Raw genomic sequence first — 20,625 nt, forward strand, 5'->3', positions numbered from 1 at the left:
CCTGATAAAAAGGGGAAGACCGCGATAGCACGTTCAGGGGCGCGACACACCCGGTTCGGTGAAGGAAAGCCGGATGTCGGGAATTTTTCCACCGAGATGCGGCAGCCGGGCCGAAAAACCGCGACTATGGCCGCCATCGATCTCGCCCACCGGCGGCTCGATGATGGTGCTGGCGATCAGCCTGTCGCCGGAAACCAGGTCGGCGCGAATGCCGGGCACCGCCATCGTGCCCTCGGTGCGGTTCTCGACGATGCCGTTGACCAGCAGCACCCGCATGCCGTTGGCATCCTGTGGCGTCAGGCTGACATGGGTGATGTCGAGCGGCTTGACCGAGGCCGGACCGGGCGTGCTGGCGCCGGCAATGCCATAAAAGCCGCCGCTGACACCGAAAACGATGACGAACAACAGCGCGACGAGGCCGGTGAAGGCGCGTTCCGGCACCCGCCGCAGCAAACGCTCGCAACCGACGAGCAATCGCGCCAGCATCGCAAGCCGCGATGCTGGCGGGTTATGCGGCTGCAGCGCGCGGGACGGTTTGTTGTCGTTGTAGCGGAAGGATGAGGTGTTCCTCGGCCGCGGATCGCGAATGACGACGAATTCCGCATCGACGATATCCGTCTTGCGGTTCGTTGAGGCCTTGCGGGCGGAGGTCCCTTTTTCCGGCGGGATAAAATCGTATCGCGCCGCGTTTGAATGCTGCCGGGGCCGGAATGTCGCCATGGTTTGCGTGCCTTCTACCCATGTGAGCCTTGCCGTTCCGACGCGCCGGCGAACCAGGCATTGAAACGAATCCTGCCTAGTCGTAAATTCAAATGGTTAATGCTTCGGAAACGCATGCCGGGTTTGGGCGTTCTGGGAGGGATCTTTACCGGCTGTTAACCCTCTTCGTTAACATATTCCCCTGTTTCACCCTTTGAGGACTGGACTGCCCCTTGATCCACTTCGAGAATGTCGGCTTGCGTTATGGCATGGGACCGGAAATCCTCCGGGACCTGACCTTCGACATTCCGAAGCGTTCCTTCCAGTTTCTCACCGGCCCTTCCGGCGCTGGCAAGACGACGCTGCTGCGCCTGCTGCTGATGTCGCTGAAGCCGACGCGCGGACTGATTCGCATGTTCGAGCGCGACGTCTCGCGCATTCCGCGCAACGAATTGCCGATGCTGCGCCGGCGCGTCGGCATCGTCTTTCAGGATTTTCGCCTACTCGACCATCTGACCACCTATGAAAACGTCGCTCTGCCGCTGCGTGTGCGCGGCAAGGACGAATCGTCCTACAAGACGGATGTGCTGGAACTGTTGAAATGGGTCGGCCTCGGCGAACGCATCAACGTGCTACCGCCGGTGCTTTCGGGCGGAGAAAAGCAGCGCGTCGCCATCGCGAGGGCACTGATCGACCGGCCGGAAGTGCTCTTGGCCGACGAACCCACCGGCAACGTCGATCCGCCCATGGCCAAGCGGCTGCTCAACCTGTTCATGGAGCTCAACCGGCTAGGCACCGCCGTGGTGATCGCCACCCACGACCTCGGCCTGATGGACCAGGTCGATGCCCGGCGCATGATCCTCACCGAGGGACGGCTCGATATTTATGAATAAGCCGACCCCCACGCGGCGCAAGCCGAACGCCGTGACACCGCCACCGGAGGCCCAGCCTGCCCGGCGGCCGCCGATGCGCGTGCGTCCGACAGGCCCGATCGTGCCGCCCTCCAACATCCAGGGCAATGCGCTGATGGTGGTGATCGCCATCATGTCTTTCCTTGCCTGCCTGACGCTTGGAGGCGTCAGCATGGTGCGCGCCACCGCCGCAAGCTGGCAGAGCCAGATTTCCCGCGAGATCACCATCCAGATCAAGCCGGAAGAAAATTTCGACATGGATGCGGCACTGATCAAGGCACGCGACCTCGCCTTGTCATTCGTCGGCACCAGGGACGGCAAGATCATGGACGACCAGGCGACGGCCCGCCTGCTCGAGCCCTGGCTCGGCACCGGCCTCGACCTTGCCGAACTGCCGGTGCCGCGCTTGGTGATCGTCACCATCGACGAAACCAGCCCGCCGGATTTTGCGGCGATGCGGGCGCAGCTGGCGCGCGAAATTCCTCAAGCCTTTCTCGACGATCACCGCACCTGGGTCGACCGGCTGGTTTCCATGGCGCGGACCACGGTGCTGATCGGCACGGCAATCCTGTCTTTGGTCTTCGTCGCCATGGTGCTGACAGTGGTCTTCGCCACCCGCGGCACGCTGTCGGGCAACCGGCATATCGTCGAAGTGCTGCATTTCGTCGGCGCCGAGGCCTCCTTCGTCGCCAAGGAATTCCAGATGCATTTCCTGAAGATCAGCCTGAAGGGGTCCGCGGCCGGCGGCATCCTTGCAGCGCTCGTCTTCGCGGCGGCCAGTTTCTGGCAAGGGCGGACGCTGGCAACGCCACAGACCGATCAGGCGACGGCGCTGTTCGGCACTTTTTCCATCGGCTGGATGGGCTATCTCGGCATCTTCGCCACCATGCTGGTCATCGCCCTTCTGACGACGCTGACGGCCCGCATCACGGTGATGCGTACCATCGATGAAATCGACCTCATCCGCTCCGACCCGGCCCGGAGCGATAATCTTCCGGATTAGATCCTGCTGCGACATGAAAGGGCCTGTTCCTCGCCGCAATCTCCCGATATTCACGAATCACCATGATGAGCCGCATCACGCGCAAGACCGACTTTTTGATTTCGCGTAGCGCCCCGCCCGGACAGAAACCGGCGCGGCGCGGACCGATCCGGCGTGTGGCGCGCATTCTCGGCATCTTCACCATCCTGCTGGCGGCGGCGACCTTTGCCGGGTTCCTGTGGTTTGCCGATCGCGTCACCGCGCTTGCGCCGCCCTCAGAGGCCAAGGCCGACGCCATCGTCGTCCTCACCGGCGGTTCGCAGCGCATCGACCAGGCGGTGGAGCTTCTGCGTTCGGGTGCCGGCGAGCGGCTGCTCATCTCGGGCGTACATCCCGCCACCTCGCGCGCCCAGATCCGCCGGCTGACCAAGAGCTCCGACGACCTGTTTTCCTGCTGCGTCGATATCGGCTACGAAGCACTCGACACCATCGGCAATGCCACCGAGACCGTGCGCTGGATCCATGACCGCGGCTACAAGCGGGTGCTGGTGGTGACCAACAACTACCACATGCCGCGCAGCCTCTTCGAACTGCGCCGGCTCGACCCGCAGACGGAATTCGTTCCTTATCCCGTCGTCCGCTCGGACCTGAAAGCGAAGAACTGGTTTGCCGATCCCGACGTGCTTCGGGCCCTGATCGTCGAATATGTGAAGATCATCGCCGCCTCGGCACGCGATTTCACCGGTTATGGCGACAGGACAGGATTGCGCGCCGACGACCCACCCGCCTCGGCCGGGCTCAAATCTTGAGACGGATGCGCTTTTGATTCGCCGCGATATCGTGTAGGCACACGGCAACCGTGCCAAGGAAGCCGCTTGATGCTCACATTGCGTTCGATCCTCTTCAATACGCTGTTCTACGCCAATCTCATCCTCCGCATGATCATCCTGACGCCGGCCTATTTCCTGCTGCCGCGCAAGAAGGCCTATGCGATCCCGAAAGCCTGGGCACGCTCGAGCAACTGGCTGTTCGAAAAGGTTGCCGGCACCAGCTTCGAAATCGAGGGGCTGGAAAACATCCCGAAAAGCGGCGGCTACATTTTTGCGCCGAAGCACCAGTCCTTCTGGGATACCTTCGGCCTGCTGCCGTGGCTGGACGATCCGGTGTACATCCTCAAGCGCGAACTGATGTGGATTCCGCTGTTCGGCTGGTACGTGCTGAAGCAGCGGATGATCCCGGTCAATCGCGGCGCCAAGGGCAAGGTGATGCTGGAAGTGCTGAAACGTGCCCGCGAAGAGATGGAAAACGGCCGCCAGCTGATCATCTATCCCGAAGGCACCCGCCGCCCGCCCGGTGCGCCACCGGAATACAAGTTCGGCATCGCCCGCATGTACCGCGATCTCGGCGTACCGGTGGTGCCGGTCGCCATGCATCCCGGCCTGTTCTGGCCACGGCGCAAATCCATGCGGTATCCCGGCCATTTCAAGGTGCGCATCCTGCCGCCGATCATGCCGGGCATGGAGACGGATGCCTTCTTCGCCAAGCTGATGGAGGTGACGGAAAAGGCAAGCGACGAGCTTCTGGTCGAAACTGCCCGCAACAATCCGCATATCCCGCTGCCGCCAACCGCGGCAACCCGGCTGGCCGAACTTCAGGCCAAGGGCTGAGCCCGCCGCCTGACTTCTGTCGCCACGGCTTCCAGCCACTGGTCGCGGATGCCCATGTCGTGCATATGGGTAAGCGTGTTAAAGACATAGGCGTCGTTCGGGCCGGAGCGCCCCTCGGCCGTTGAAACGACCTCTGCGGCATCCAGCGCATCGAGGCTGCCAGCATATTGGGTGTGGCCTCGGTCGATCACATAGGCCAGCGCCCTGACCTTGCGACCGCCGGTAAGCAGAACCGGCAGCGTCCGCTCCAGGTAGACATTCGTCACCAGCTCGCGTTCGCGCAGATAGGCGAGCGTCGCTGCCTCCTGCCCCGCCGTCACCTTGAACGCCATACCGCGGCATGAGCCGCCGCGATCGAGGCCGAGAACCAGGCCCGGCTTTTCCTGCGTGCCGCGATGCACCCAGGACCGGACGCAAAGCGAGCGGCGATAGCCGAAAAGCTGCCCCTGGGATCGTTCCGCATAATCGAAGCCGGGGTTCCACATCAGCGAACCGTAGCCAAACACCCAAAATTCGTCCATATCGCACGCCACATCACTGCCAGAGCAATTCCGGCAAAACGGCCTAGCGGTTTTTGCGTCCGGAATTGCGCCAAAACAAAAGGATAGAGAAGTCTCGCGATTCGAAGAATCGCCGGAAATACTCTAGAGATCGTGAATCACCCTTGGAGAACATCATGGCAGCGTCAAGACGCTCAGGACAGACCAACACCAGCAAAAAGGTCAGGATCCTCGGCATCTGCGTCCTCCTGGTGATCGGCATCTATACCGCCGGCTGGTATTTTGCCGCCGACCAGGCCCGTTCGCGGCTGATGGCAGCTCTCGACCGCAGCCAGGGTGCGGCGATTTCGGCCGCATGCCCGGATGCGGAAATACGCGGCTTTCCGTTCCGTTTCGGCCTGTTTTGCTCCGGCGTGAGCATCGATGACAACCGGCGCGGCATTTCTGCCTCCTTCGGCGCGTTGCGTTCCGCAGCCCAGGTCTACGATCCCTTCCACGTGGTCTTCGAGGTGGACGAGCCGGTCGTGGTGCGCGCAGCCCCCGGCCTGACCTTTTCGGCCGAATGGGCCACGCTGCAATCCAGCGCCCAGCTGGCCATGGATGGCGTCGAGCGCAGTTCGCTGGCCGTCGACGGCCTGAAAGCCAATCTGGTTTCGGCACTGGCCGGCGAATTGCTGAACCTCTCCGCCAGCCACGGCGAACTGCATCTGCGCCGCAACGGCCCCGATCTCGATGCCGCCGCAAGCCTGCTAGCGGTCTCCGGCACTGTCGAAGGCAAGAGCCGGCCATTGCCGCCGGTGACTGTCGATATCGACGTGACCATGGCCGACAAGGCGGCGCTTCTCCGTGGAGCAAACCGCGATGCCGCCAATCTTCGCGGCGCTAAGGGAGAGTTGCGGGCGCTGTCGGCCGATCTCGGCGAAGGACGGACGCTGCGGATCAGCGGCCCCTTCTCCTTCAATGACGAAGGCTACGTCTCCGGCAAGCTGAAGCTCGAAATCACTGGAATAGACGGCTGGCGGGATACGCTGAAGGCCGCCTTTCCGGAGGCCGACAAGAACATCGATACCGCCGGCAACATGCTGACGGCACTCGTTTCCGGCGGCAACCGGGTCTCGGTCGACGTGACGCTCAACGATGGCGACGTGATGATCAGCGGTTTCATCAAGGTCGGCGAAATTCCGCCGATCTGAGGCCTGCCGTCAATCCTTCTTGTCCAGCGCGTGCCGGCCGAAGTCCGGCGCATCGACATCCTGGCCGGCCTCGACGATCGACCGGCGGATAGCGCGGGTCCGGGTGAAAAGGTCGAACAGCTTGTCGCCCTCGCCCCAGCGGATCGCCCGCTGCAGATAGGCCAAGTCTTCCGAAAACCGCGCCAGCATTTCAAGGATCGCATCCTTGTTGTGCAGGCAGACATCGCGCCACATGGTCGGGTCGGATGCCGCCAGGCGGGTAAAATCGCGGAAACCCGAGGCGGAATATTTGATGACTTCCGATTCCGTCACCGTCTCCAGATCATCGGCCGTGCCGACAATATTGTAAGCTATGATATGAGGCAGGTGGGAAACGATGGCGAGCACCTTGTCGTGGTGCTGGGCATCCATCTCATCAACGCGCGAACCGAGGCTTTCCCAGAAATGCTTCAGCCGCGCCAGCGCTTCGGCATCCGTTCCGGGCGGCGGCGTCAGGATGCACCAGCGCCCCCGGAACAGGCCGACGAAGCCGGCATCGGGACCGGATTTTTCCGTGCCCGCAATCGGATGGCCGGGAATGAAATGCACATGCGCCGGCATATGCGGCAACATCTGCGCGATCACCGAAGCCTTGGTGGAACCGACATCGGTGACGATCGCGCCCGGCTTCAGATAGCCGGCTATCTGTTCCGCAACCGCGCCCGAAGCACCGACGGGCACGGAAACGATCACCAGATCGGCGTCCTTTACCGCCTCGGCGGCGGAGGCGACATAGGAGGTCCCGAGGCCGAGCTCTTCCGCCCGCTTCAACGTTTCGGCACTGCGGCTCGACACGACGATCTCGCGCGCCAGGCCAAGCGCCGCCAGATCGCGGGCTATGGAACCGCCGATCAGGCCGATGCCGATCAGCGCAACGCGCTCGAACTGCACGCTATTCATGCCGTACGGCCCATGAATTCGCCGAGTGCCTCGATGACGCCGCGATTGGCCTCTTCCGGACCGATGCTCATGCGCAGGGCATTGGCAAAACCGTAACCGCGGACGGCGCGCAGGATATAGCCACGGCTCGTCAGGAAGTCGTCGGCCTCAGCCGCCCGCTTGCCATCGACATCGGGGAAATGGATGAGCACGAAATTGGTGACGGACGGCGTGACCTTCAGGCCGATTGCCTCCAGCGCATGCGTCAGCTTGTCGAGCCACAACGAATTATAGGCGACAGCCGTTTCGACGAAAGCCTGGTCGCGGATGGCGGCGGCACCGGCCGCAATCGCCGGGGCATTCATATTGAAGGGTCCGCGCACCCGGTTCAGCGCGTCGATGATCGCCGCCGGCGCATAGATCCAGCCGATACGCAGGGCGGCAAGGCCGTGCACCTTCGAGAAGGTGCGGGTCATCACCACGTTGCGATTGGCGGAGACCAGCTCGATGCCCGCCTCGTAGTCGTTGCGCTTGACGTATTCGGCGTAGGCCGCATCGAGCACCAGCAGCACGTTCTTCGGCAAGGCCGCATGCAGACGGCGAATCTCGGCGACCGGAACATAGGTGCCGGTCGGATTGCCTGGGTTGGCGATGAACACCATCTTCGTCTTCGGCGTCACCGCCGCCAGGATCGCATCGACATCGACGGTGCAATCCTTTTCCTTGACCGTCACCGGTGTCGCACCGGCGGCCATGATCTGGATCTTGTAGACGAGGAAACCGTGCTCGGTGATGATCGCTTCGTCACCCGTGCCGAGATAGACGTGGCAGAGCAGGCCGAGCAATTCGTCGGAACCGTTGCCGCAGAGAATATTCGCAAAATTGAGCCCGTAGGTAGCGGCAATCGCCTCGCGAAGCTCCACGGCCTGGCCATCCGGATACCGCTCCAGCTGTTCGGCGCCACGGCGGAAGGCCTCGAGCGCCTTCGGGCTGGCGCCGAGCGGCGTCTCGTTGGAGGAGAGCTTGTAGACGCGGGCAACACCCGGCGCATGTTCCTTGCCGGGAACGTAGGCGGCAATATCCAGAATGCCCGGACGCGGAACGGGCTCAATCATCTCAACGCTCATCGGATCGACCTTACGGAAAGCGGGGCACAGCCCGGAAAAAGACTTATCGGGATTAGCCCCGAAATCGGCTTTTGTCGAGTATCGACCGCCGTTCTCGACGCTCAACGCTCCGGCGGCACATGGTCGCGTGTCGTCGGCACGCCGCGCGGGGCAAGCACCGGCACGAAAACCCGCCGCGATGCCCGCGCCGTGACGGGAAGCCCCTGGTAAAGCCGCTTCTGCGCCTCGACGATGATGACGCCGGAAAAGGCCGGCCAGAGTGTGCGCCCCAGCCGTTCGAAAGCATGACGCAACTTCAACACCGCCCGCACCCGCGACGGCGGGAAAAACAGCGCCTCTGCGGTGGTACCGGGGGTAAAATTGGTTTCGCGCAACAATCCGGTCAGCTGTCCCCGCGAATAGGGCCGGCCGGAGCCGAAAGGCGTATGTTCCATGCGCGCCCAGACACCGCGACGATTGGGCACGACAATCACCAGCCGCCCGCCCGGCGCCAGCACGCGCCAAAGCTCCTTCAGCGTTTCGCGCGGGCTTTCGGCGAATTCCAGCGAATGCACCATGAGGATGCGGTCGATGGACGAGTCGGGAAGCGGCAGCTCTTCGTCGAAGACCAGCGCCGTCGAGGACAGCTCCCCCATCGGCCAGTTCACCGCCCCCTGCCCCGCCGGCATGAAGGCGAACGTGCGTTCCGTATCGCTGCGGAACCGGTCGAGAAACGGCACGGTATAACCCAGCCCCACCAGCCGCTCCTGCGGCAGGCGCGCCCACAGAGACGAGAGCGCCATGGTGATCGACTGCTCGGCGCGGCGCCCAAGTTCGGAATGATAGAATTGGCGGAGATCGACGATATCGGCATACATTCGGCAAATGTTATCAGCGGGCGGATGGACTTCAAGGCGCGAGCGACTACATTTTCATGCGATCCCGGAGCATGTCCGTCACATCAGGTGGCGGCCATGCCCCATTTCATATGTTCTGTCGCAATTCCGGGCGCAACCACGGCGCATGTGCCGGAACGGCGCTGAAAAACCGGTGTTTTCATCATGAGACCTTTGCAGATCGAAGTTTTTCCCTGCCGCAGCGACAATTTCGGCGTCCTGCTGCACGATCCGGAATCCCACCTGACCGCCAGCATCGATGCCCCGGAGGAGGCGCCGATCGTTGCTGCCGCCGAACGCAACGGCTGGAAGATCACCCATATCTTCACCACCCACCATCATACCGACCACGTGGAAGCAAACCTGGCGCTGAAGCAGCGTTACGGCCTCGAAATCATCGGCCCGCGCGAAGAGGCCGTCGCCATTCCCGGTCTCGACCGTGCGGTCGGCGACGGCGATACCTTCGAATTCGGCAGCTATCCGGTGAATGTCATCGAGACGCCAGGGCATACGGCCGGCCACGTCTGTTACCACGTGCCCGACGCCAAGCTGCTGTTTGCCGCCGATACTCTGTTTGCACTCGGCTGCGGCCGCCTGTTCGAACGCCCGGCCGCCGACATGTGGCACTCGCTGCAGAAGCTTGCCGCCCTGCCGGACGAGACGGCGGTGTATTTCGGTCACGAATACACGCTGTCCAACGCCCGTTTCGCGCTGACCATCGACCCGGACAATGAGCGGCTGAAAACCCGCGCTGCGGAAATCGAGGAGGCCCGGGCGGCCGGAAACTTCACCATCCCGACGATGCTGGGGCTGGAAAAGGAAACCAACCCCTTCCTGCGCGTCGCCGATCCCTCCATCCGCCGCAACCTTCTGATGGAAAGCCGCACCAACGAAGAGGTCTTCGCCGAAATCCGCAAGCGCAAGGACAATTTCTGATGACGGCAGCGGAGATCATCACGGCGCTGAACATGGAACGCCATCCCGAAGGCGGCTGGTACGTGCAGACCTTTCGCGACGTCACTGGCGGTGAACGCGGCCATTCGACGGCGATCTATTATCTGCTCGAAGCCGGCGAACGCTCGCACTGGCACAAGGTCCACGATGCCGTGGAGGTCTGGCATTATTACGCCGGCGCGCCGCTGACGCTGGAGCGCTCCTCGGACGGCCTGCTGGTCGATGCGCTGGTGCTCGGTCCCGATATTCTGGCCGGCGAGCGACCGCAGGCCATCGTGCCGGCCGGCTGGTGGCAGGCGGCGCAATCACGTGGCGACTACACGCTGGTCGGCTGCACTGTGGCGCCGGGTTTCGAATTTTCCAAGTTCGAGATGGCGCCGCCCGGCTGGATGCCGGGCCTACCGTAAACGGAAAATCCCTGCCCGATCAGGTGTTGCCGCCGAACCTGACGGCGGACACCGTCAGCATGCCGTATTCCGTCGGGATCTTGACGTAGACCGGGGCGTAGACGTTGACCGGATCGGCCTTGGCAAACCAGATCTCCATCGTCTTCAGCTTCTTCAGGTAGTCGATGTCCTTGCGGTTTTTCTTGAAACCCGCCTTCGGCACGAACCGGACGCTGCAGACGATGGCATCGCCTTTGAAACCCTTGGTCGAGAAGGGCTTGCTCGCCTTCGGTGTCAGCACGAGGTCCATGCGTGTCTCGCCGTCGAAGATCGGCAGCCTTGCCGGGCAGGCCTTCTTGCTGGCCGGCAGGATGATGCCGGAAATCGGGTCGAGCACGGCACGCAGGTCCTTGCCGGTCACCGGAACCCAATTGTCCGGGTTGCGGCGCGGCTCGGGCGTGATCGAATTGGAGGTGACGTTGCCGTTGCGGAAATTCACCTCGTAGACACGCGTCTTCTTGCCGCTGGTATAGTTCAGCAGGTAATTGCGGGCCTGGAAGCGGTCAGCCGATACCGTGCCGCTGACGGTGGTCTGCGCCGAGATCCGGGTGATCAGATTGGCAATACCGGCGGAATAGATCGTTCCGTCGATCTTGTAGCGCTTCTTGTCCAGCGACGTGGAGAAACTTGCCCGTGCGATCGGCAATCCCGAGAGCGCGACGCTATACTCCATCTCGTGATGTATCTCGTCTGCCTTTGCCGGCAGGCAGGACATCAGCATAACTGCCATCATGCAGCATCGAACGGCGATCATTGCCATGCTATTACTCCCGCAGCCCACCTGTTGTAAGGCGGCCGAACCCACTCTATAGGGTTTTTGCTAAGCCAAGAAAACAGCAGCTTTTTGTCAGAAATGCTACAAGAGCCAAGGTTTGGCTTGACGCGGGCGGCTTCGCTGACTATAGAACCGCAACTTTCCAATCATGGCCAGTTGGATTGCCTCACCGGTTTTGTCCGGCTTGGTGTTCATTGGCGAAGAAAAACAATAGGTGGTACCATGTCGCGTGTATGCGAATTGACCGGCAAGGGCGTCCAGGTAGGCAACAACGTCAGCCACGCCAACAACAAGACCAAGCGTCGTTTCCTGCCCAACCTGTGCCAGGTAACGCTCATTTCCGACGCCCTCGGCCAGCGTTTCCGTCTGCGCGTTTCCGCTGCAGCTCTGCGTTCGGTTGAACATCGCGGCGGTCTGGATGCTTTCCTTCTCAAGGCCAGCGAAAACGAACTGAGCATGCGCGCCCGCCTGCTGCGTCGTCAGATCGCCAAGAAGTCTGCAGAAGTCGCAGCTGCCGCCTAATCCGGCCTGCTTCTTAAAAAACATACGGACGGCAGAAGGCTTGCACGGATAATCCGGTCAAGCCTTTTGTTTTGTCCGGTTCGTCCCTCCAACTGGTGGCATCACCCAGGATAAAAAAATGCTGAAGACACGCTATTTCATAACCTACACCCTGCTGATGACGCTCGTCGTCGTCGCCTCGAACTTCCTGGTTCAGTTCCCCGTCTCGGGAACGCTGTTCGGCATCGCCCTTGGCGATCTGCTGACTTGGGGTGCCTTCACCTATCCCGTCGCCTTCCTGGTCACCGACCTGACCAACCGCCAGTTCGGCCCCTCCATGGCGCGCAGGGTGGTCCTGGCCGGCTTCGTCGTCGGCGTAGCACTCTCCTTCGTCACCTCCATGCCACGTATCGCCATCGCCTCCGGCTCGGCTTACCTGCTTGGCCAGCTGCTCGATATCGCCGTCTTCAACCGGCTGCGGCGTCAGAGTTGGTGGCGTGCGCCGCTGGTCGGCTCGCTGATCGGCTCGGCACTCGATACGGTGATCTTCTTCTCTTTCGCCTTCGCCGCAATGTTCGTGGTCTTCGGGCCGAACGATCCTTTCGCACTGGAAGCCGCACCGATCCTCGGCGTCTTCGCCGCAGAGGCACCGCGCTGGGTCTCCTGGGCGATCGGCGATTTCTCGGTGAAGATCATCGTCGGCCTGATGATGCTCTTGCCCTACGGCGCACTGATGAGCGTTCTGAAACCGATGCCGGCGGCCAAATCCGCCTGATAGCAGAGCTTTATTCGACCAGCTTGAACTCCAGCATCACATTGCGCTGGAGAATGGAATGGTTGTCGTCGGAGGTGAGGATGATGTGTGTTGCACCATCCTCGCCGGCGATGACGTCGAGACCTTCCATGTTGTCGATCTGATAGTTGAAATCGGCAGTGATCAGCGTCTCGCCGTCGACGACGGCGCCGGGCGCGATATCCGTGCCCTTGAGGCGGCGGATGCGCATGGCGATACCTGTAGCCCAGTTGAAGCGCCGCTCCAGGATCAGGAGATCGCCGTTCGGCAGGAAGGCGCCATCAGTCACATCGAAGGAATCGTGGCGTTTCACCGAAAACAGCCCCTTGGAGGGGCCATCGACGACAGCAGCAAAAAGATTGCCTTTCTTATCGACGCTTTTCTCGGCGATGATCACCGTGCTGCCCCCGAGCGGGCTTTCCGGCGGTGAAGCGGCAATCATCTCGAAACCGCCATTCGCCCGCAATTCGTTCCTGGGAATCAGAAAGGGAATGGATTTTTTCGGCCGCGACGTTTCGAAGCCGGAGAGCGGATAGATGTCGATGCGATGACGCCGCTCGAAACTGACGAGGATCTCGTCACCGCGGATCGTCAGCCCTTCGGCATCCATGTTCCATTTCACCGTCTCGTCGTGACCGTCCTTGTCGATCATCGAAGTGATGGTGAGGTCGGAAATGTCGGAGAGCCGGCCTTCGCCATCACGGTCCACAGTGCCGGTCATCCAGTGGCCGGTATCGAGCACGGCGATGAAATTCCGGCCATCGGGACGAAACCGGATCGAGGACACGGCGCCGAATAGCGATGTCGTCGAGCTCAGCTCAAGCCCCCCGACAAATTCCAACGCGCCAAAACGGGTTTCCGGCGAGCCGACCTTGAAGGCGGAGATCACCCGGCTGGTCATCACAGCCGTTTCGCCGGCGAAAGCGGGCATCGATGTCGAGGCCGCAAAAAGCAGGGCGAGCGCGCCAAGACAGCGGGTGAAACGCATCGGCACCGATCAGCCGGCGCGACGCCGGCGACCGCCACGCGAACCGGCGCTCTGGTCCTCGAACAGCGAAGCCAGCTGCTCGGTCATCGCACCCGCCAGTTCGTCGGCATCGACGATGGTTACGGCGCGGCGGTAATACCGGGTCACGTCGTGGCCGATGCCGATCGCCAGCAGTTCCACCGGGGAACGCGTCTCAATCTGCTCGATGACGGCACGCAGATGCCGCTCCAGATAGTTGCCCGGATTGACCGACAGCGTCGAGTCGTCGACCGGCGCGCCATCCGAGATCATCATCAGGATCTTGCGCTGCTCCGGACGGCCGATCAGGCGGTTATGCGCCCACATCAGCGCCTCGCCGTCGATGTTTTCCTTGAGCAGGCCCTCGCGCATCATCAGGCCGAGGTTGCGGCGGGCGCGGCGCCACGGCGCATCGGCGGACTTGTAGATGATGTGACGCAGGTCGTTGAGGCGACCGGGCGTGGCGGGCTTGCCGCCAGCCAGCCATTTTTCACGCGACTGCCCGCCCTTCCACGCCTTGGTGGTGAACCCCAAAAGCTCGACCTTGACCCCGCACCGCTCCAGCGTGCGTGCCAGAATGTCGGCGCAGGTGGCGGCGACGGTGATCGGCCGGCCGCGCATCGAGCCGGAATTGTCGATCAGCAGGGTGACGACCGTATCTCGGAACTTGGTGTCGCGCTCCATCTTGAAGGAGAGCGGCTGCATCGGGTCGATGATCATGCGCGGCAGGCGCGCCGTATCGAGATAACCTTCTTCCAGGTCGAAATCCCAGGAGCGGTTCTGCTTCGCCATCAGGCGGCGCTGCAGGCGGTTGGCCAGCCGGCCGACGGCACCCTGCAGGTGGGCAAGCTGCTTGTCGAGGAAGGCGCGCAGGCGGTCCAGCTCCGCCTCGTCGCACAGCTCCTCGGCGGTGATCTCCTCGTCGAATTCCTCGGTAAAGACGTGGTAATCGACCTTCTCGTTGAAATCGTCGAAGGGGCTGTTCGGGCGGCGGGTTTCGCCGGGCGTCTCGGAATCGTCGTCGCCGTCGTCGGAGAGTTCCTCTTCGGAAATCTCGGCGCCGTCCATCTCGCCGTCTTCCATCTGCTCCTGCGAGGCTTCGCTTTCCTCGGCAGGCGCGGCGTCGGAGCCGGCCTCCTCATCGACGTTTTCTTCGTTCTGCTCGTCGCTGCGCGGCTGGTCTTCGTCGGTGCTGGTGTCTTCGTTGTCCGGCTCGCTGTCCTCGTTGGCGTATTCCTCCGCCATCTCCATCGAGGTCAGCATGCTGCGCACCAGGCGGGCAAAAGCCGGCTGATCCTCGATCGAGGCCGCCAGCTTTTCGAGATCGCCGGCCGCTTTGTCCTCGATGAAATTGCGCCAGAGGTCGAGCACCTTGCCGGCGCTCGCCGGCGGCTTTTCGCCGGTCAGCCGCTCGCGCACCATCATCGCCAGGGCCTCTTCGATCGGCGCATCCTGCTGCCGCTCGACATTGCCGAAATTGGCCTTGGCGTATTTTTCATGGTGCATGGAGGCGAGGTTGCTCGCCGTGCCGCTCATGCGCAGCGCGCCGATCGATTCCACCCGTGCCTGCTCGACCGCATCGAAGATGATGCGGGCATCGCTGCCCTGCGGCGCCATGGTGGCGTGCACCTTGGCATCGTGGCAGGCAATGCGCAGCGCCATGGAATCGCCGAGCCCGCGAGTAACCGCAAGCTCGTGCGCCGTCGGACGCTTCGACAGCTCCGGCAGGCGGATGCGGTCGCCGGCCATGCCGGGACGCTCGTTGGCGAAAGCGACCTCGACATTGCCGTCACCAGCAATCGAGCGCACGCAGCCGGTGATGGCCCGGCGCAATGGCTCCATGTCCACCGGTCCGCCGGGTTTCGTTCTGGTATTATCGCCTCGACCTGCCATGACCTGTCTTCACATACCCTCAGGCGCTCAGAACGATGTTCGCAGCGCTTTCCTTGAGTTCGACGCCGAAGGCGCGCTGATAATGCTCAGCCACCAGCGCTCGCTCCAGCTCGTCGCACTTGTTGAGGAAGGTGACGCGGAAGGCGAAGGCGACGTCGCCGAAGATCTCGGCGTTTTCCGCCCAGGTGATCACCGTACGCGGGCTCATGACCGTGGAAAGGTCGCCGTTGACGAAAGCTGCGCGGGTCAGGTCGGCAACACGCACCATCTTGGAAACGGTGTCGCGGCCGGCGCCCTCGAAGCTTTTCACCTTGGCGAGCACGATGTCGACTTCCTTGTCGTGCGGCAGGTAGTTCAGCGTCGTGACGATCGACCAGCGGTCCATCTGCGCCTGGTTGATCTGCTGCGTGCCGTGGTAAAGGCCGGTCGTGTCGCCGAGGCCGACGGTGTTGGCCGTCGAGAAGATGCGGAAGGCGGGGTGCGGGCGGATGACGCGGCTCTGGTCGAGCAGCGTCAGGCGGCCGGAGGATTCCAGCACGCGCTGGATGACGAACATCACGTCCGGGCGGCCGGCATCGTATTCGTCGAAGACGAGCGCGACATTGTGCTGGTAGGCCCAGGGCAGGATGCCGTCCTTGAATTCGGTGATCTGCAGGCCGTCCTTGACGACGATGGCATCCTTGCCGACGAGGTCGATACGGCTGACATGGCTATCGAGGTTGACGCGCACGCAAGGCCAGTTGAGGCGGGCTGCGACCTGTTCGATATGGGTGGACTTGCCGGTTCCGTGGAAGCCGGAGACCATGACGCGGCGGTTATGGGCAAAGCCGGCCAGGATGGCGAGCGTCGTCTCACGGTCGAAAAGATAGTCCGGATCGAGATCGGGCACATAGGCATCGCCCTTGCTGTAGGCCGGCACGCGGATATCGGTATCAATGCCGAAGACCTCCCGCACCGAAACGGTGGTATCCGGCAGGTTCGAGTAATCGAGTTCAGTCTTGCTCATCATGTCTCCAAAGCAGGCGCTGCCGCCCGGCCGCATAAATCTCATACATTTCGTAACAGTGTCACTCGGCGGGTATAGGTCGGTGACGGATCAGACGTTGTCCCTTAGCAGAAACCAGCCTGCTTTAACAATTGATATGCTTGGATGACGGCGCGAAAACGCTCTTCCGAACCTCTGTCTCCGCCATTGGCATCCGGGTGGTGTTTTTTGACCAGATCCTTGTAGGCCTGCTTGATATCGGCCGCCGTCGCCGCCGGGCCAAGGCCCAACGTATCGAAGGCTTTCGATTCCAGCGTCTTCAGCTTGCGCTGTTGCGGGGCGAAACGCGACCCTTTGCCACGCGACTGCTGCACAAAACCGAACGGATCCTTCATCCGCGCATGCATGCCGGCCGCCCCGGAGCGCGTATCGGCGTGCAGCGGTGCGGAACGCGCCGCCTTGTTGACGCCGACGGTCCAGGTCGGGCGGTGACCGGTGATCGCTTCCTTCTGGTAGCGGGCGATCTCGGTATCCGACAGGCCTGAGAAATAATTGTATCCCTTGTTGTATTCCCGGACGTGATCGAAACAGAACAGGAAGAACTGCCCCTCGGCATTGCGTCCGACCGGGGCGCGATGAACGCCCTTTTTGTCGCAGCCGTCCCACTGGCAGTTGGGACCGGATGCCTCGGCCTCCTGCTCCCGTTTCCGGCGCGTGCGGATGCGATCGAAGATTTTTGAATCAAGTTTCATGGGGCCTGATTATGGTACGGTGCCGAAGGCACAACAAGAATTGACAAAGCGGAATGTTGCTGGCTTCTTGGGAACCCTTTGCCAACAGGCGGACACGCCGGAAGGAGGCCCGATGTCGCTTCAAGCCCGCATCGAACAGAAGCTCACGGATACCTTCCAGCCGGAGCGGCTGGCGGTGATCAACGAAAGCCATCTGCATGCCGGCCACCATGCCGATATGACGGGCGAAGGTGAGACACATATGCGCGTGCGCATCGTCTCGTCGAAATTCGCCGACATGACGCGGCTTGCGCGCCATCGTGCCATCACGGAACTGTTGAAGCCGGAACTCGATGCGGGTCTGCATGCGCTGGCCGTCGAGCCATCCGCACCCGGTGAACCCACCCGCTGGTAAAAGGGAACTGGACCCCATATAGGCGCCTGACGACCGGAAGCCAATATGCAATTTATGACCGGTCATTCGGCAAGGCGCCGTTTGCCGATCACACCGGCTTGATCTCGTCCTCGACGGGCCGGATGCGCAGCTGGGTAATGCGGTTCTTCTCCCGCTTCATGACGATGAAACGCTTGCCGTGGAAGGTGAAGGCCTGCCGTTCCTCCGGGATCGTCATCGACTCGTGGATGACCAGGCCAGCAATCGTCGTCGCCTCAGCATCCGGCAGGTTCCAGTCGAGCGCCCGATTGAGATCGCGGATCGGCACGGCGCCGTCGACCACGATCGATCCGTCCGCTTCCGGCCGTACGCCGGAAATCTCGACATCGTGCTCATCGGCGATATCACCGACGATTTCTTCGAGAATATCCTCCAGCGTGACGATGCCCTGCACCTCGCCATATTCATCGACGACGACGGCGAAATGCACCTTGCGGCGCAAGAAGGCGTTGAGCTGGTCCTTGAGGCTGGTGCTGTCGGGCACGAACCAGGGTTTCTGGGCGATCCTGACGATATCGATATTGGCCGGCGCCACATCCGGCTCGGCAAGCTCGCGCAACACGTCCTTGGCATGCACGACGCCGATGATGTTGTCGGTCGATTCGCGCCAGACCGGCATGCGCGTATAGGGGCTTTCGAGAATGGCGCGGACCGCCGCCTCCGGCGGATCCTCGGCATTGATGCCGCGCATCGCCATGCGGTGGACCATGATGTCGGAAAGCTCCAGCTCCTCCAGGTCGAGCACACCGCCCAGCCGGTCACGGTCGGCCTTCACCACCGAGCCTTCACGATGCAGCAGGTCGACGGCGCCGCGAAGCTCGTCCTGCGCCGACAGCATCGGCGCCTCGCCCGAGAGGCTGACGCCGCAGGCAACCAGCAATCGGCGCACCACCATGTTGAAGAAGGACGATACCGGGCCAACAATCGCGACGAACAGCCGAACCGGCCACGCGACGGCAAGGGCAAAACGATCCGGCGTCGATATCGCAAAGCTGCGCGGCAGCACCTCGGCAAAGATAACGAGGATGACCGTCATCACCAGCACCGCCACCGCAACGCCAAAACCGCCGCACAAACGGATGAACAGGCTGGTGGCAATCGCCGAAGCGAGGATATTGGCAAGGTTGTTGCCGATCAGCAGCGCACCGATCAGCCGGTCGCGCCGATCGATCAGGCCGCGCACCAGACCGGCGCGCCTGCTGCCATTGCCTTCGAGCGTATGCATGCGGCTGCGCGACACCGCGGTCAACGCAGTCTCGGAGCCGGAAAAGAACGACGACAGAAGAACGAGGACCGCAATCACGACGATTTCCGGCCAATATGCCCCGAAAAATGCCAGCGCGCCCTCAACTGTCATCTTGGATGTTTTTCCTTCAGGAAACTCAGGACTTCGGACGCCGGTACGTCATCGGCAACGAAGGACTGGCCAATACCGCGCGTCAGGATGAAAGTGAGCTTGCCGCTCTTGACCTTCTTGTCCTGGGCGATCGCATCCATCAGCACTTCCGCCGGCGGCAGGTCGCCAGGGATCTCATTCATCGAAATCGGCAGACCGACCGTCTTCAGATGCGCCGCAACGCGCAGACTGTCATCGGGGCTGGCGAGGTTCAGCCGGGCCGAAAACTGGTGCGCCAGCACCATGCCGATCGACACCGCCTCGCCATGTACCAGTCGGGCGCTGTCGTAGTTCGTCGCGGCTTCCAGCGCATGACCGAAGGTATGGCCGAGGTTGAGCAGCGCCCGCTGGCCGTTTTCGCGTTCGTCGGCGGCCACCACGTCGGATTTCGCCTGGCAGCTGACGGCAATCGCTTCCGTCCGCGCCATACCGCCGGAAAATACGTCACGCCAGTTGTTTTCCAGCCAGGAGAAGAAATCCGGCTTGTCGATCAGGCCGTATTTCGCCACCTCGGCATAACCGGCGCGGAATTCCCGCTCGCTCAGCGTGTTGAGCACGTCGGTATCGGCCAGCACCAGATCCGGCTGGTAGAAGACGCCGACGAGGTTCTTGCCGTGACGGGTGTTGATGCCGGTCTTGCCGCCGACGGAGGAATCGACCTGCGCCAGCAGCGAGGTCGGCAGCTGCACGAAACGCAGGCCGCGGCGGACGATGCCGGCGGCAAAACCGGTGAGATCGCCGATCACACCGCCGCCGAGCGCAATGACGGCATCGTTGCGTTCGATGCGCGCATCGAGCAGCGCGTCGCAGGCCGTCATCAGGTGCTCAAAACTCTTGGTCTTTTCGCCGGCGGGAAGCGTCAGCGACACCGCCTGGAAACCGGCATCGGCAAGGCTGCGCATCAAGGCTTCGAGATAAAGCGCACCGACATTGACATCGGTGATGACCGCGGCCTTGCGGCCCTTCAACCGTGCGGCGATCTCGGCGCCGGCGCGGGCGACGAGGCCGGAACCGATCAGGATGTCGTACGACCGGTCGCCGAGCGGCACATGCACGACACGTTCGGCGGAAGAGGACGGATTATTGGTCATTCTCACGGCTTTCGTCTGCGGGATCGACGATCGCGGCCAGGATTTCCTTGGCCATCTGTTCCTTGCGCACGTCACGAGACTGCACGGTCAGATCCGCTTCCGCATAGATCGGATAGCGGGAGATCATCAGGTTTTCGAGGGTTTGGCGCGGGTTTTCGGTCTTGAGCAGCGGCCGGTTGTCGCGCTTGTTGACCCGGTCCCACAAGACATCGAGATCCGCCTTCAGCCAGACGGAAAGGCCGCCCTGCTTCAGATGATGCCGCGTCCGCTCGTTGATGAAGGCGCCGCCGCCGGTCGAAACCACCCTTGGTCCATGCCGCAGAAGCCTGCGGATGACGCGGGTTTCCAGCGCCCGGAATTCTTCCTCGCCGTAAGCGGCGAAAAGCTCGGGAATGGTCATGCGTGAAACGCGTTCGATCTCAAGATCGGTATCGACGAAGGGAATGCCGAGCTGCAGGGCGACAATGCGGCCGACGGAGGATTTGCCGGCCCCCATGAGACCCACGAGAATGAGATTGCGGCTGCCCAGCGCGGCGCGCGCCCTGTCTCTCAGCGTGTCGGCGATCGGTAGGCTAATTTCAGTCATCGTCCGGTCAAACTCTGTTTCCACACCGTATCGACAAATGCGCCGGGAGCGTCAAGGCATGCGCCGGCAAAAGTCGCTTTTCCCGCGCCTTCTTGCACCTTTAGGGCGCCTTCGTCATAAGATGAGGCGATTCTGGCGGAGA

The 20,625-nt window shown here is 62.3% G+C and carries 22 protein-coding genes and 1 pseudogene; 10 read left to right on the top strand and 13 right to left on the bottom strand.

Annotation, left to right across the window (positions count from 1 at the left end; all coding sequences use genetic code 11):
- Window positions 1-33: 33 nt before the first annotated feature.
- Window positions 34-720 (bottom strand): hypothetical protein, encoded by a 687-nt coding sequence (locus tag ACSQ3I_RS07905; protein WP_435997680.1) that lies wholly within the window; start codon window positions 718-720, stop codon window positions 34-36.
- A gap of 212 nt (window positions 721-932) precedes the next feature.
- Here ACSQ3I_RS07905 and ftsE point away from each other — a divergent pair, with 212 nt between their 5' ends.
- From ftsE to ACSQ3I_RS07925, 4 genes are all read left to right on the top strand, one after another.
- The gene (gene ftsE, locus ACSQ3I_RS07910; RefSeq protein WP_165823460.1) at window positions 933-1,592 is read left to right on the top strand and encodes a cell division ATP-binding protein FtsE; all 660 of its coding nucleotides are present in this window, start codon (window positions 933-935) and stop codon (window positions 1,590-1,592) included.
- A complete protein-coding gene (locus tag ACSQ3I_RS07915; protein WP_435997683.1) occupies window positions 1,585-2,613 on the top strand; it encodes a cell division protein FtsX in 1,029 nt (342 codons plus the stop codon). Before ftsE ends, ACSQ3I_RS07915 begins: the two co-directional genes overlap by 8 nt.
- 65 nt (window positions 2,614-2,678) lie before the next feature.
- The gene (locus tag ACSQ3I_RS07920) at window positions 2,679-3,401 is read left to right on the top strand and encodes a YdcF family protein (protein ID WP_435998317.1); all 723 of its coding nucleotides are present in this window, start codon (window positions 2,679-2,681) and stop codon (window positions 3,399-3,401) included.
- A gap of 69 nt (window positions 3,402-3,470) precedes the next feature.
- Entirely contained in the window at window positions 3,471-4,259 is a 789-nt protein-coding gene (locus ACSQ3I_RS07925; protein WP_435997685.1) for a lysophospholipid acyltransferase family protein, read from the top strand.
- On the opposite strand, the gene ACSQ3I_RS07930 is transcribed toward ACSQ3I_RS07925, so the two are convergent.
- A complete protein-coding gene (locus ACSQ3I_RS07930; RefSeq protein ID WP_435997687.1) occupies window positions 4,244-4,780 on the bottom strand; it encodes a gamma-glutamylcyclotransferase in 537 nt (178 codons plus the stop codon). The genes ACSQ3I_RS07925 and ACSQ3I_RS07930 overlap by 16 nt on opposite strands.
- 155 nt (window positions 4,781-4,935) lie before the next feature.
- On the opposite strand from ACSQ3I_RS07930, the gene ACSQ3I_RS07935 reads away from it, so the two are divergent.
- Complete coding sequence (locus ACSQ3I_RS07935; RefSeq protein WP_435997689.1) at window positions 4,936-5,952, top strand: DUF2125 domain-containing protein; 1,017 nt, start codon at window positions 4,936-4,938, stop codon at window positions 5,950-5,952.
- A 9-nt stretch (window positions 5,953-5,961) separates the two neighbouring features.
- On the opposite strand, the gene ACSQ3I_RS07940 is transcribed toward ACSQ3I_RS07935, so the two are convergent.
- The 3 genes and pseudogenes from ACSQ3I_RS07940 to ACSQ3I_RS07950 all read right to left on the bottom strand — a co-directional run bounded on the left by ACSQ3I_RS07940 (window position 5,962) and on the right by ACSQ3I_RS07950 (window position 8,889).
- Entirely contained in the window at window positions 5,962-6,891 is a 930-nt protein-coding gene (locus tag ACSQ3I_RS07940; protein ID WP_435997691.1) for a prephenate/arogenate dehydrogenase family protein, read from the bottom strand.
- Window positions 6,888-7,997 (bottom strand): histidinol-phosphate transaminase, encoded by a 1,110-nt coding sequence (gene hisC, locus ACSQ3I_RS07945; protein ID WP_435997693.1) that lies wholly within the window; start codon window positions 7,995-7,997, stop codon window positions 6,888-6,890. The genes ACSQ3I_RS07940 and hisC overlap by 4 nt, the downstream gene beginning before the upstream one ends.
- A 101-nt stretch (window positions 7,998-8,098) precedes the next feature.
- Window positions 8,099-8,889, bottom strand: a pseudogene (locus ACSQ3I_RS07950) (class I SAM-dependent methyltransferase).
- Between the two features lie 148 nt (window positions 8,890-9,037).
- Between ACSQ3I_RS07950 and gloB the strand changes: the two are divergent.
- Together gloB and ACSQ3I_RS07960 are read left to right on the top strand one after the other, a co-directional pair.
- Window positions 9,038-9,808, top strand: a complete 771-nt coding sequence (gene gloB, locus ACSQ3I_RS07955) for a hydroxyacylglutathione hydrolase (RefSeq protein ID WP_435997695.1) — start codon at window positions 9,038-9,040, stop codon at window positions 9,806-9,808.
- A complete protein-coding gene (locus tag ACSQ3I_RS07960) occupies window positions 9,808-10,233 on the top strand; it encodes a cupin domain-containing protein (RefSeq protein ID WP_435997697.1) in 426 nt (141 codons plus the stop codon). The genes gloB and ACSQ3I_RS07960 overlap by 1 nt, the downstream gene beginning before the upstream one ends.
- 19 nt (window positions 10,234-10,252) lie before the next feature.
- On the opposite strand, the gene ACSQ3I_RS07965 is transcribed toward ACSQ3I_RS07960, so the two are convergent.
- Window positions 10,253-11,032: a DUF3108 domain-containing protein gene (locus tag ACSQ3I_RS07965; protein ID WP_435997699.1), complete on the bottom strand. Its 780-nt coding sequence runs from the start codon at window positions 11,030-11,032 to the stop codon at window positions 10,253-10,255.
- A gap of 237 nt (window positions 11,033-11,269) precedes the next feature.
- Here ACSQ3I_RS07965 and rpmB point away from each other — a divergent pair, with 237 nt between their 5' ends.
- A complete protein-coding gene (rpmB, locus tag ACSQ3I_RS07970; RefSeq protein WP_109459337.1) occupies window positions 11,270-11,569 on the top strand; it encodes a 50S ribosomal protein L28 in 300 nt (99 codons plus the stop codon).
- 118 nt (window positions 11,570-11,687) lie between these two features.
- Window positions 11,688-12,323 (top strand): queuosine precursor transporter, encoded by a 636-nt coding sequence (locus tag ACSQ3I_RS07975; protein WP_435997701.1) that lies wholly within the window; start codon window positions 11,688-11,690, stop codon window positions 12,321-12,323.
- A 10-nt stretch (window positions 12,324-12,333) separates the two neighbouring features.
- Here ACSQ3I_RS07975 and ACSQ3I_RS07980 read toward each other — a convergent pair whose 3' ends face one another.
- From ACSQ3I_RS07980 to ACSQ3I_RS07995, 4 genes are all read right to left on the bottom strand, one after another.
- A complete protein-coding gene (locus tag ACSQ3I_RS07980; RefSeq protein WP_435997703.1) occupies window positions 12,334-13,329 on the bottom strand; it encodes an esterase-like activity of phytase family protein in 996 nt (331 codons plus the stop codon).
- A gap of 9 nt (window positions 13,330-13,338) precedes the next feature.
- Complete coding sequence (gene cobT / locus ACSQ3I_RS07985) at window positions 13,339-15,240, bottom strand: cobaltochelatase subunit CobT (RefSeq protein ID WP_435997704.1); 1,902 nt, start codon at window positions 15,238-15,240, stop codon at window positions 13,339-13,341.
- Window positions 15,241-15,259: 19 nt separating this feature from the next.
- The gene (cobS, locus tag ACSQ3I_RS07990; RefSeq protein ID WP_109459340.1) at window positions 15,260-16,246 is read right to left on the bottom strand and encodes a cobaltochelatase subunit CobS; all 987 of its coding nucleotides are present in this window, start codon (window positions 16,244-16,246) and stop codon (window positions 15,260-15,262) included.
- Between the two features lie 104 nt (window positions 16,247-16,350).
- Window positions 16,351-16,977, bottom strand: coding sequence for a J domain-containing protein (locus ACSQ3I_RS07995; protein WP_435997706.1), 627 nt, complete (start codon window positions 16,975-16,977; stop codon window positions 16,351-16,353).
- Window positions 16,978-17,089: 112 nt separating this feature from the next.
- Between ACSQ3I_RS07995 and ACSQ3I_RS08000 the strand changes: the two genes are divergently transcribed.
- On the top strand, window positions 17,090-17,371 hold the full coding sequence (locus ACSQ3I_RS08000) for a BolA family protein (RefSeq protein WP_435997708.1): 282 nt from the start codon (window positions 17,090-17,092) through the stop codon (window positions 17,369-17,371).
- An 88-nt stretch (window positions 17,372-17,459) separates the two neighbouring features.
- Here ACSQ3I_RS08000 and ACSQ3I_RS08005 read toward each other — a convergent pair whose 3' ends face one another.
- Genes ACSQ3I_RS08005 through ACSQ3I_RS08015 form a run of 3 tightly spaced genes read right to left on the bottom strand, consistent with a single transcriptional unit; the run spans window position 17,460 to window position 20,483 of the window.
- Window positions 17,460-18,767: an HlyC/CorC family transporter gene (locus ACSQ3I_RS08005; RefSeq protein WP_435997710.1), complete on the bottom strand. Its 1,308-nt coding sequence runs from the start codon at window positions 18,765-18,767 to the stop codon at window positions 17,460-17,462.
- Window positions 18,764-19,897 (bottom strand): 3-dehydroquinate synthase, encoded by a 1,134-nt coding sequence (gene aroB / locus ACSQ3I_RS08010; protein WP_435997712.1) that lies wholly within the window; start codon window positions 19,895-19,897, stop codon window positions 18,764-18,766. The genes ACSQ3I_RS08005 and aroB overlap by 4 nt, the downstream gene beginning before the upstream one ends.
- Complete coding sequence (locus tag ACSQ3I_RS08015; protein ID WP_435997714.1) at window positions 19,887-20,483, bottom strand: shikimate kinase; 597 nt, start codon at window positions 20,481-20,483, stop codon at window positions 19,887-19,889. The genes aroB and ACSQ3I_RS08015 overlap by 11 nt, the downstream gene beginning before the upstream one ends.
- Window positions 20,484-20,625 lie beyond the last annotated feature (142 nt).

The organism is Rhizobium sp. LjRoot30 (assembly GCF_964253915.1).
In the GTDB taxonomy this organism is placed as follows: Bacteria; Pseudomonadota; Alphaproteobacteria; order Rhizobiales; family Rhizobiaceae; genus Metarhizobium.

What these genes read in the sequence shown, in the direction of transcription:
- ACSQ3I_RS07935 (WP_435997689.1), top strand. Translation starts at nt 4,936, where the DNA reads ATGGCAGCGTCAAGACGCTCAGGACAGACCAACACCAGCAAAAAGGTC.
- ACSQ3I_RS07995 (WP_435997706.1), bottom strand. Translation starts at nt 16,977, where the DNA reads ATGAAACTTGATTCAAAAATCTTCGATCGCATCCGCACGCGCCGGAAA.
- ACSQ3I_RS07980 (WP_435997703.1), bottom strand. Translation starts at nt 13,329, where the DNA reads ATGCGTTTCACCCGCTGTCTTGGCGCGCTCGCCCTGCTTTTTGCGGCC.
- cobT (WP_435997704.1), bottom strand. Translation starts at nt 15,240, where the DNA reads ATGGCAGGTCGAGGCGATAATACCAGAACGAAACCCGGCGGACCGGTG.
- aroB (WP_435997712.1), bottom strand. Translation starts at nt 19,897, where the DNA reads ATGACCAATAATCCGTCCTCTTCCGCCGAACGTGTCGTGCATGTGCCG.
- ACSQ3I_RS08015 (WP_435997714.1), bottom strand. Translation starts at nt 20,483, where the DNA reads ATGACTGAAATTAGCCTACCGATCGCCGACACGCTGAGAGACAGGGCG.
- ACSQ3I_RS07905 (WP_435997680.1), bottom strand. Translation starts at nt 720, where the DNA reads ATGGCGACATTCCGGCCCCGGCAGCATTCAAACGCGGCGCGATACGAT.
- ACSQ3I_RS07915 (WP_435997683.1), top strand. Translation starts at nt 1,585, where the DNA reads ATGAATAAGCCGACCCCCACGCGGCGCAAGCCGAACGCCGTGACACCG.
- ACSQ3I_RS07960 (WP_435997697.1), top strand. Translation starts at nt 9,808, where the DNA reads ATGACGGCAGCGGAGATCATCACGGCGCTGAACATGGAACGCCATCCC.
- ACSQ3I_RS07965 (WP_435997699.1), bottom strand. Translation starts at nt 11,032, where the DNA reads ATGGCAATGATCGCCGTTCGATGCTGCATGATGGCAGTTATGCTGATG.
- ACSQ3I_RS07930 (WP_435997687.1), bottom strand. Translation starts at nt 4,780, where the DNA reads ATGGACGAATTTTGGGTGTTTGGCTACGGTTCGCTGATGTGGAACCCC.
- rpmB (WP_109459337.1), top strand. Translation starts at nt 11,270, where the DNA reads ATGTCGCGTGTATGCGAATTGACCGGCAAGGGCGTCCAGGTAGGCAAC.
- ACSQ3I_RS07940 (WP_435997691.1), bottom strand. Translation starts at nt 6,891, where the DNA reads ATGAATAGCGTGCAGTTCGAGCGCGTTGCGCTGATCGGCATCGGCCTG.
- ACSQ3I_RS07920 (WP_435998317.1), top strand. Translation starts at nt 2,679, where the DNA reads ATGAGCCGCATCACGCGCAAGACCGACTTTTTGATTTCGCGTAGCGCC.
- gloB (WP_435997695.1), top strand. Translation starts at nt 9,038, where the DNA reads ATGAGACCTTTGCAGATCGAAGTTTTTCCCTGCCGCAGCGACAATTTC.
- ACSQ3I_RS07975 (WP_435997701.1), top strand. Translation starts at nt 11,688, where the DNA reads ATGCTGAAGACACGCTATTTCATAACCTACACCCTGCTGATGACGCTC.
- ACSQ3I_RS07925 (WP_435997685.1), top strand. Translation starts at nt 3,471, where the DNA reads ATGCTCACATTGCGTTCGATCCTCTTCAATACGCTGTTCTACGCCAAT.
- ACSQ3I_RS08000 (WP_435997708.1), top strand. Translation starts at nt 17,090, where the DNA reads ATGTCGCTTCAAGCCCGCATCGAACAGAAGCTCACGGATACCTTCCAG.
- cobS (WP_109459340.1), bottom strand. Translation starts at nt 16,246, where the DNA reads ATGAGCAAGACTGAACTCGATTACTCGAACCTGCCGGATACCACCGTT.
- hisC (WP_435997693.1), bottom strand. Translation starts at nt 7,997, where the DNA reads ATGAGCGTTGAGATGATTGAGCCCGTTCCGCGTCCGGGCATTCTGGAT.
- ACSQ3I_RS08005 (WP_435997710.1), bottom strand. Translation starts at nt 18,767, where the DNA reads ATGACAGTTGAGGGCGCGCTGGCATTTTTCGGGGCATATTGGCCGGAA.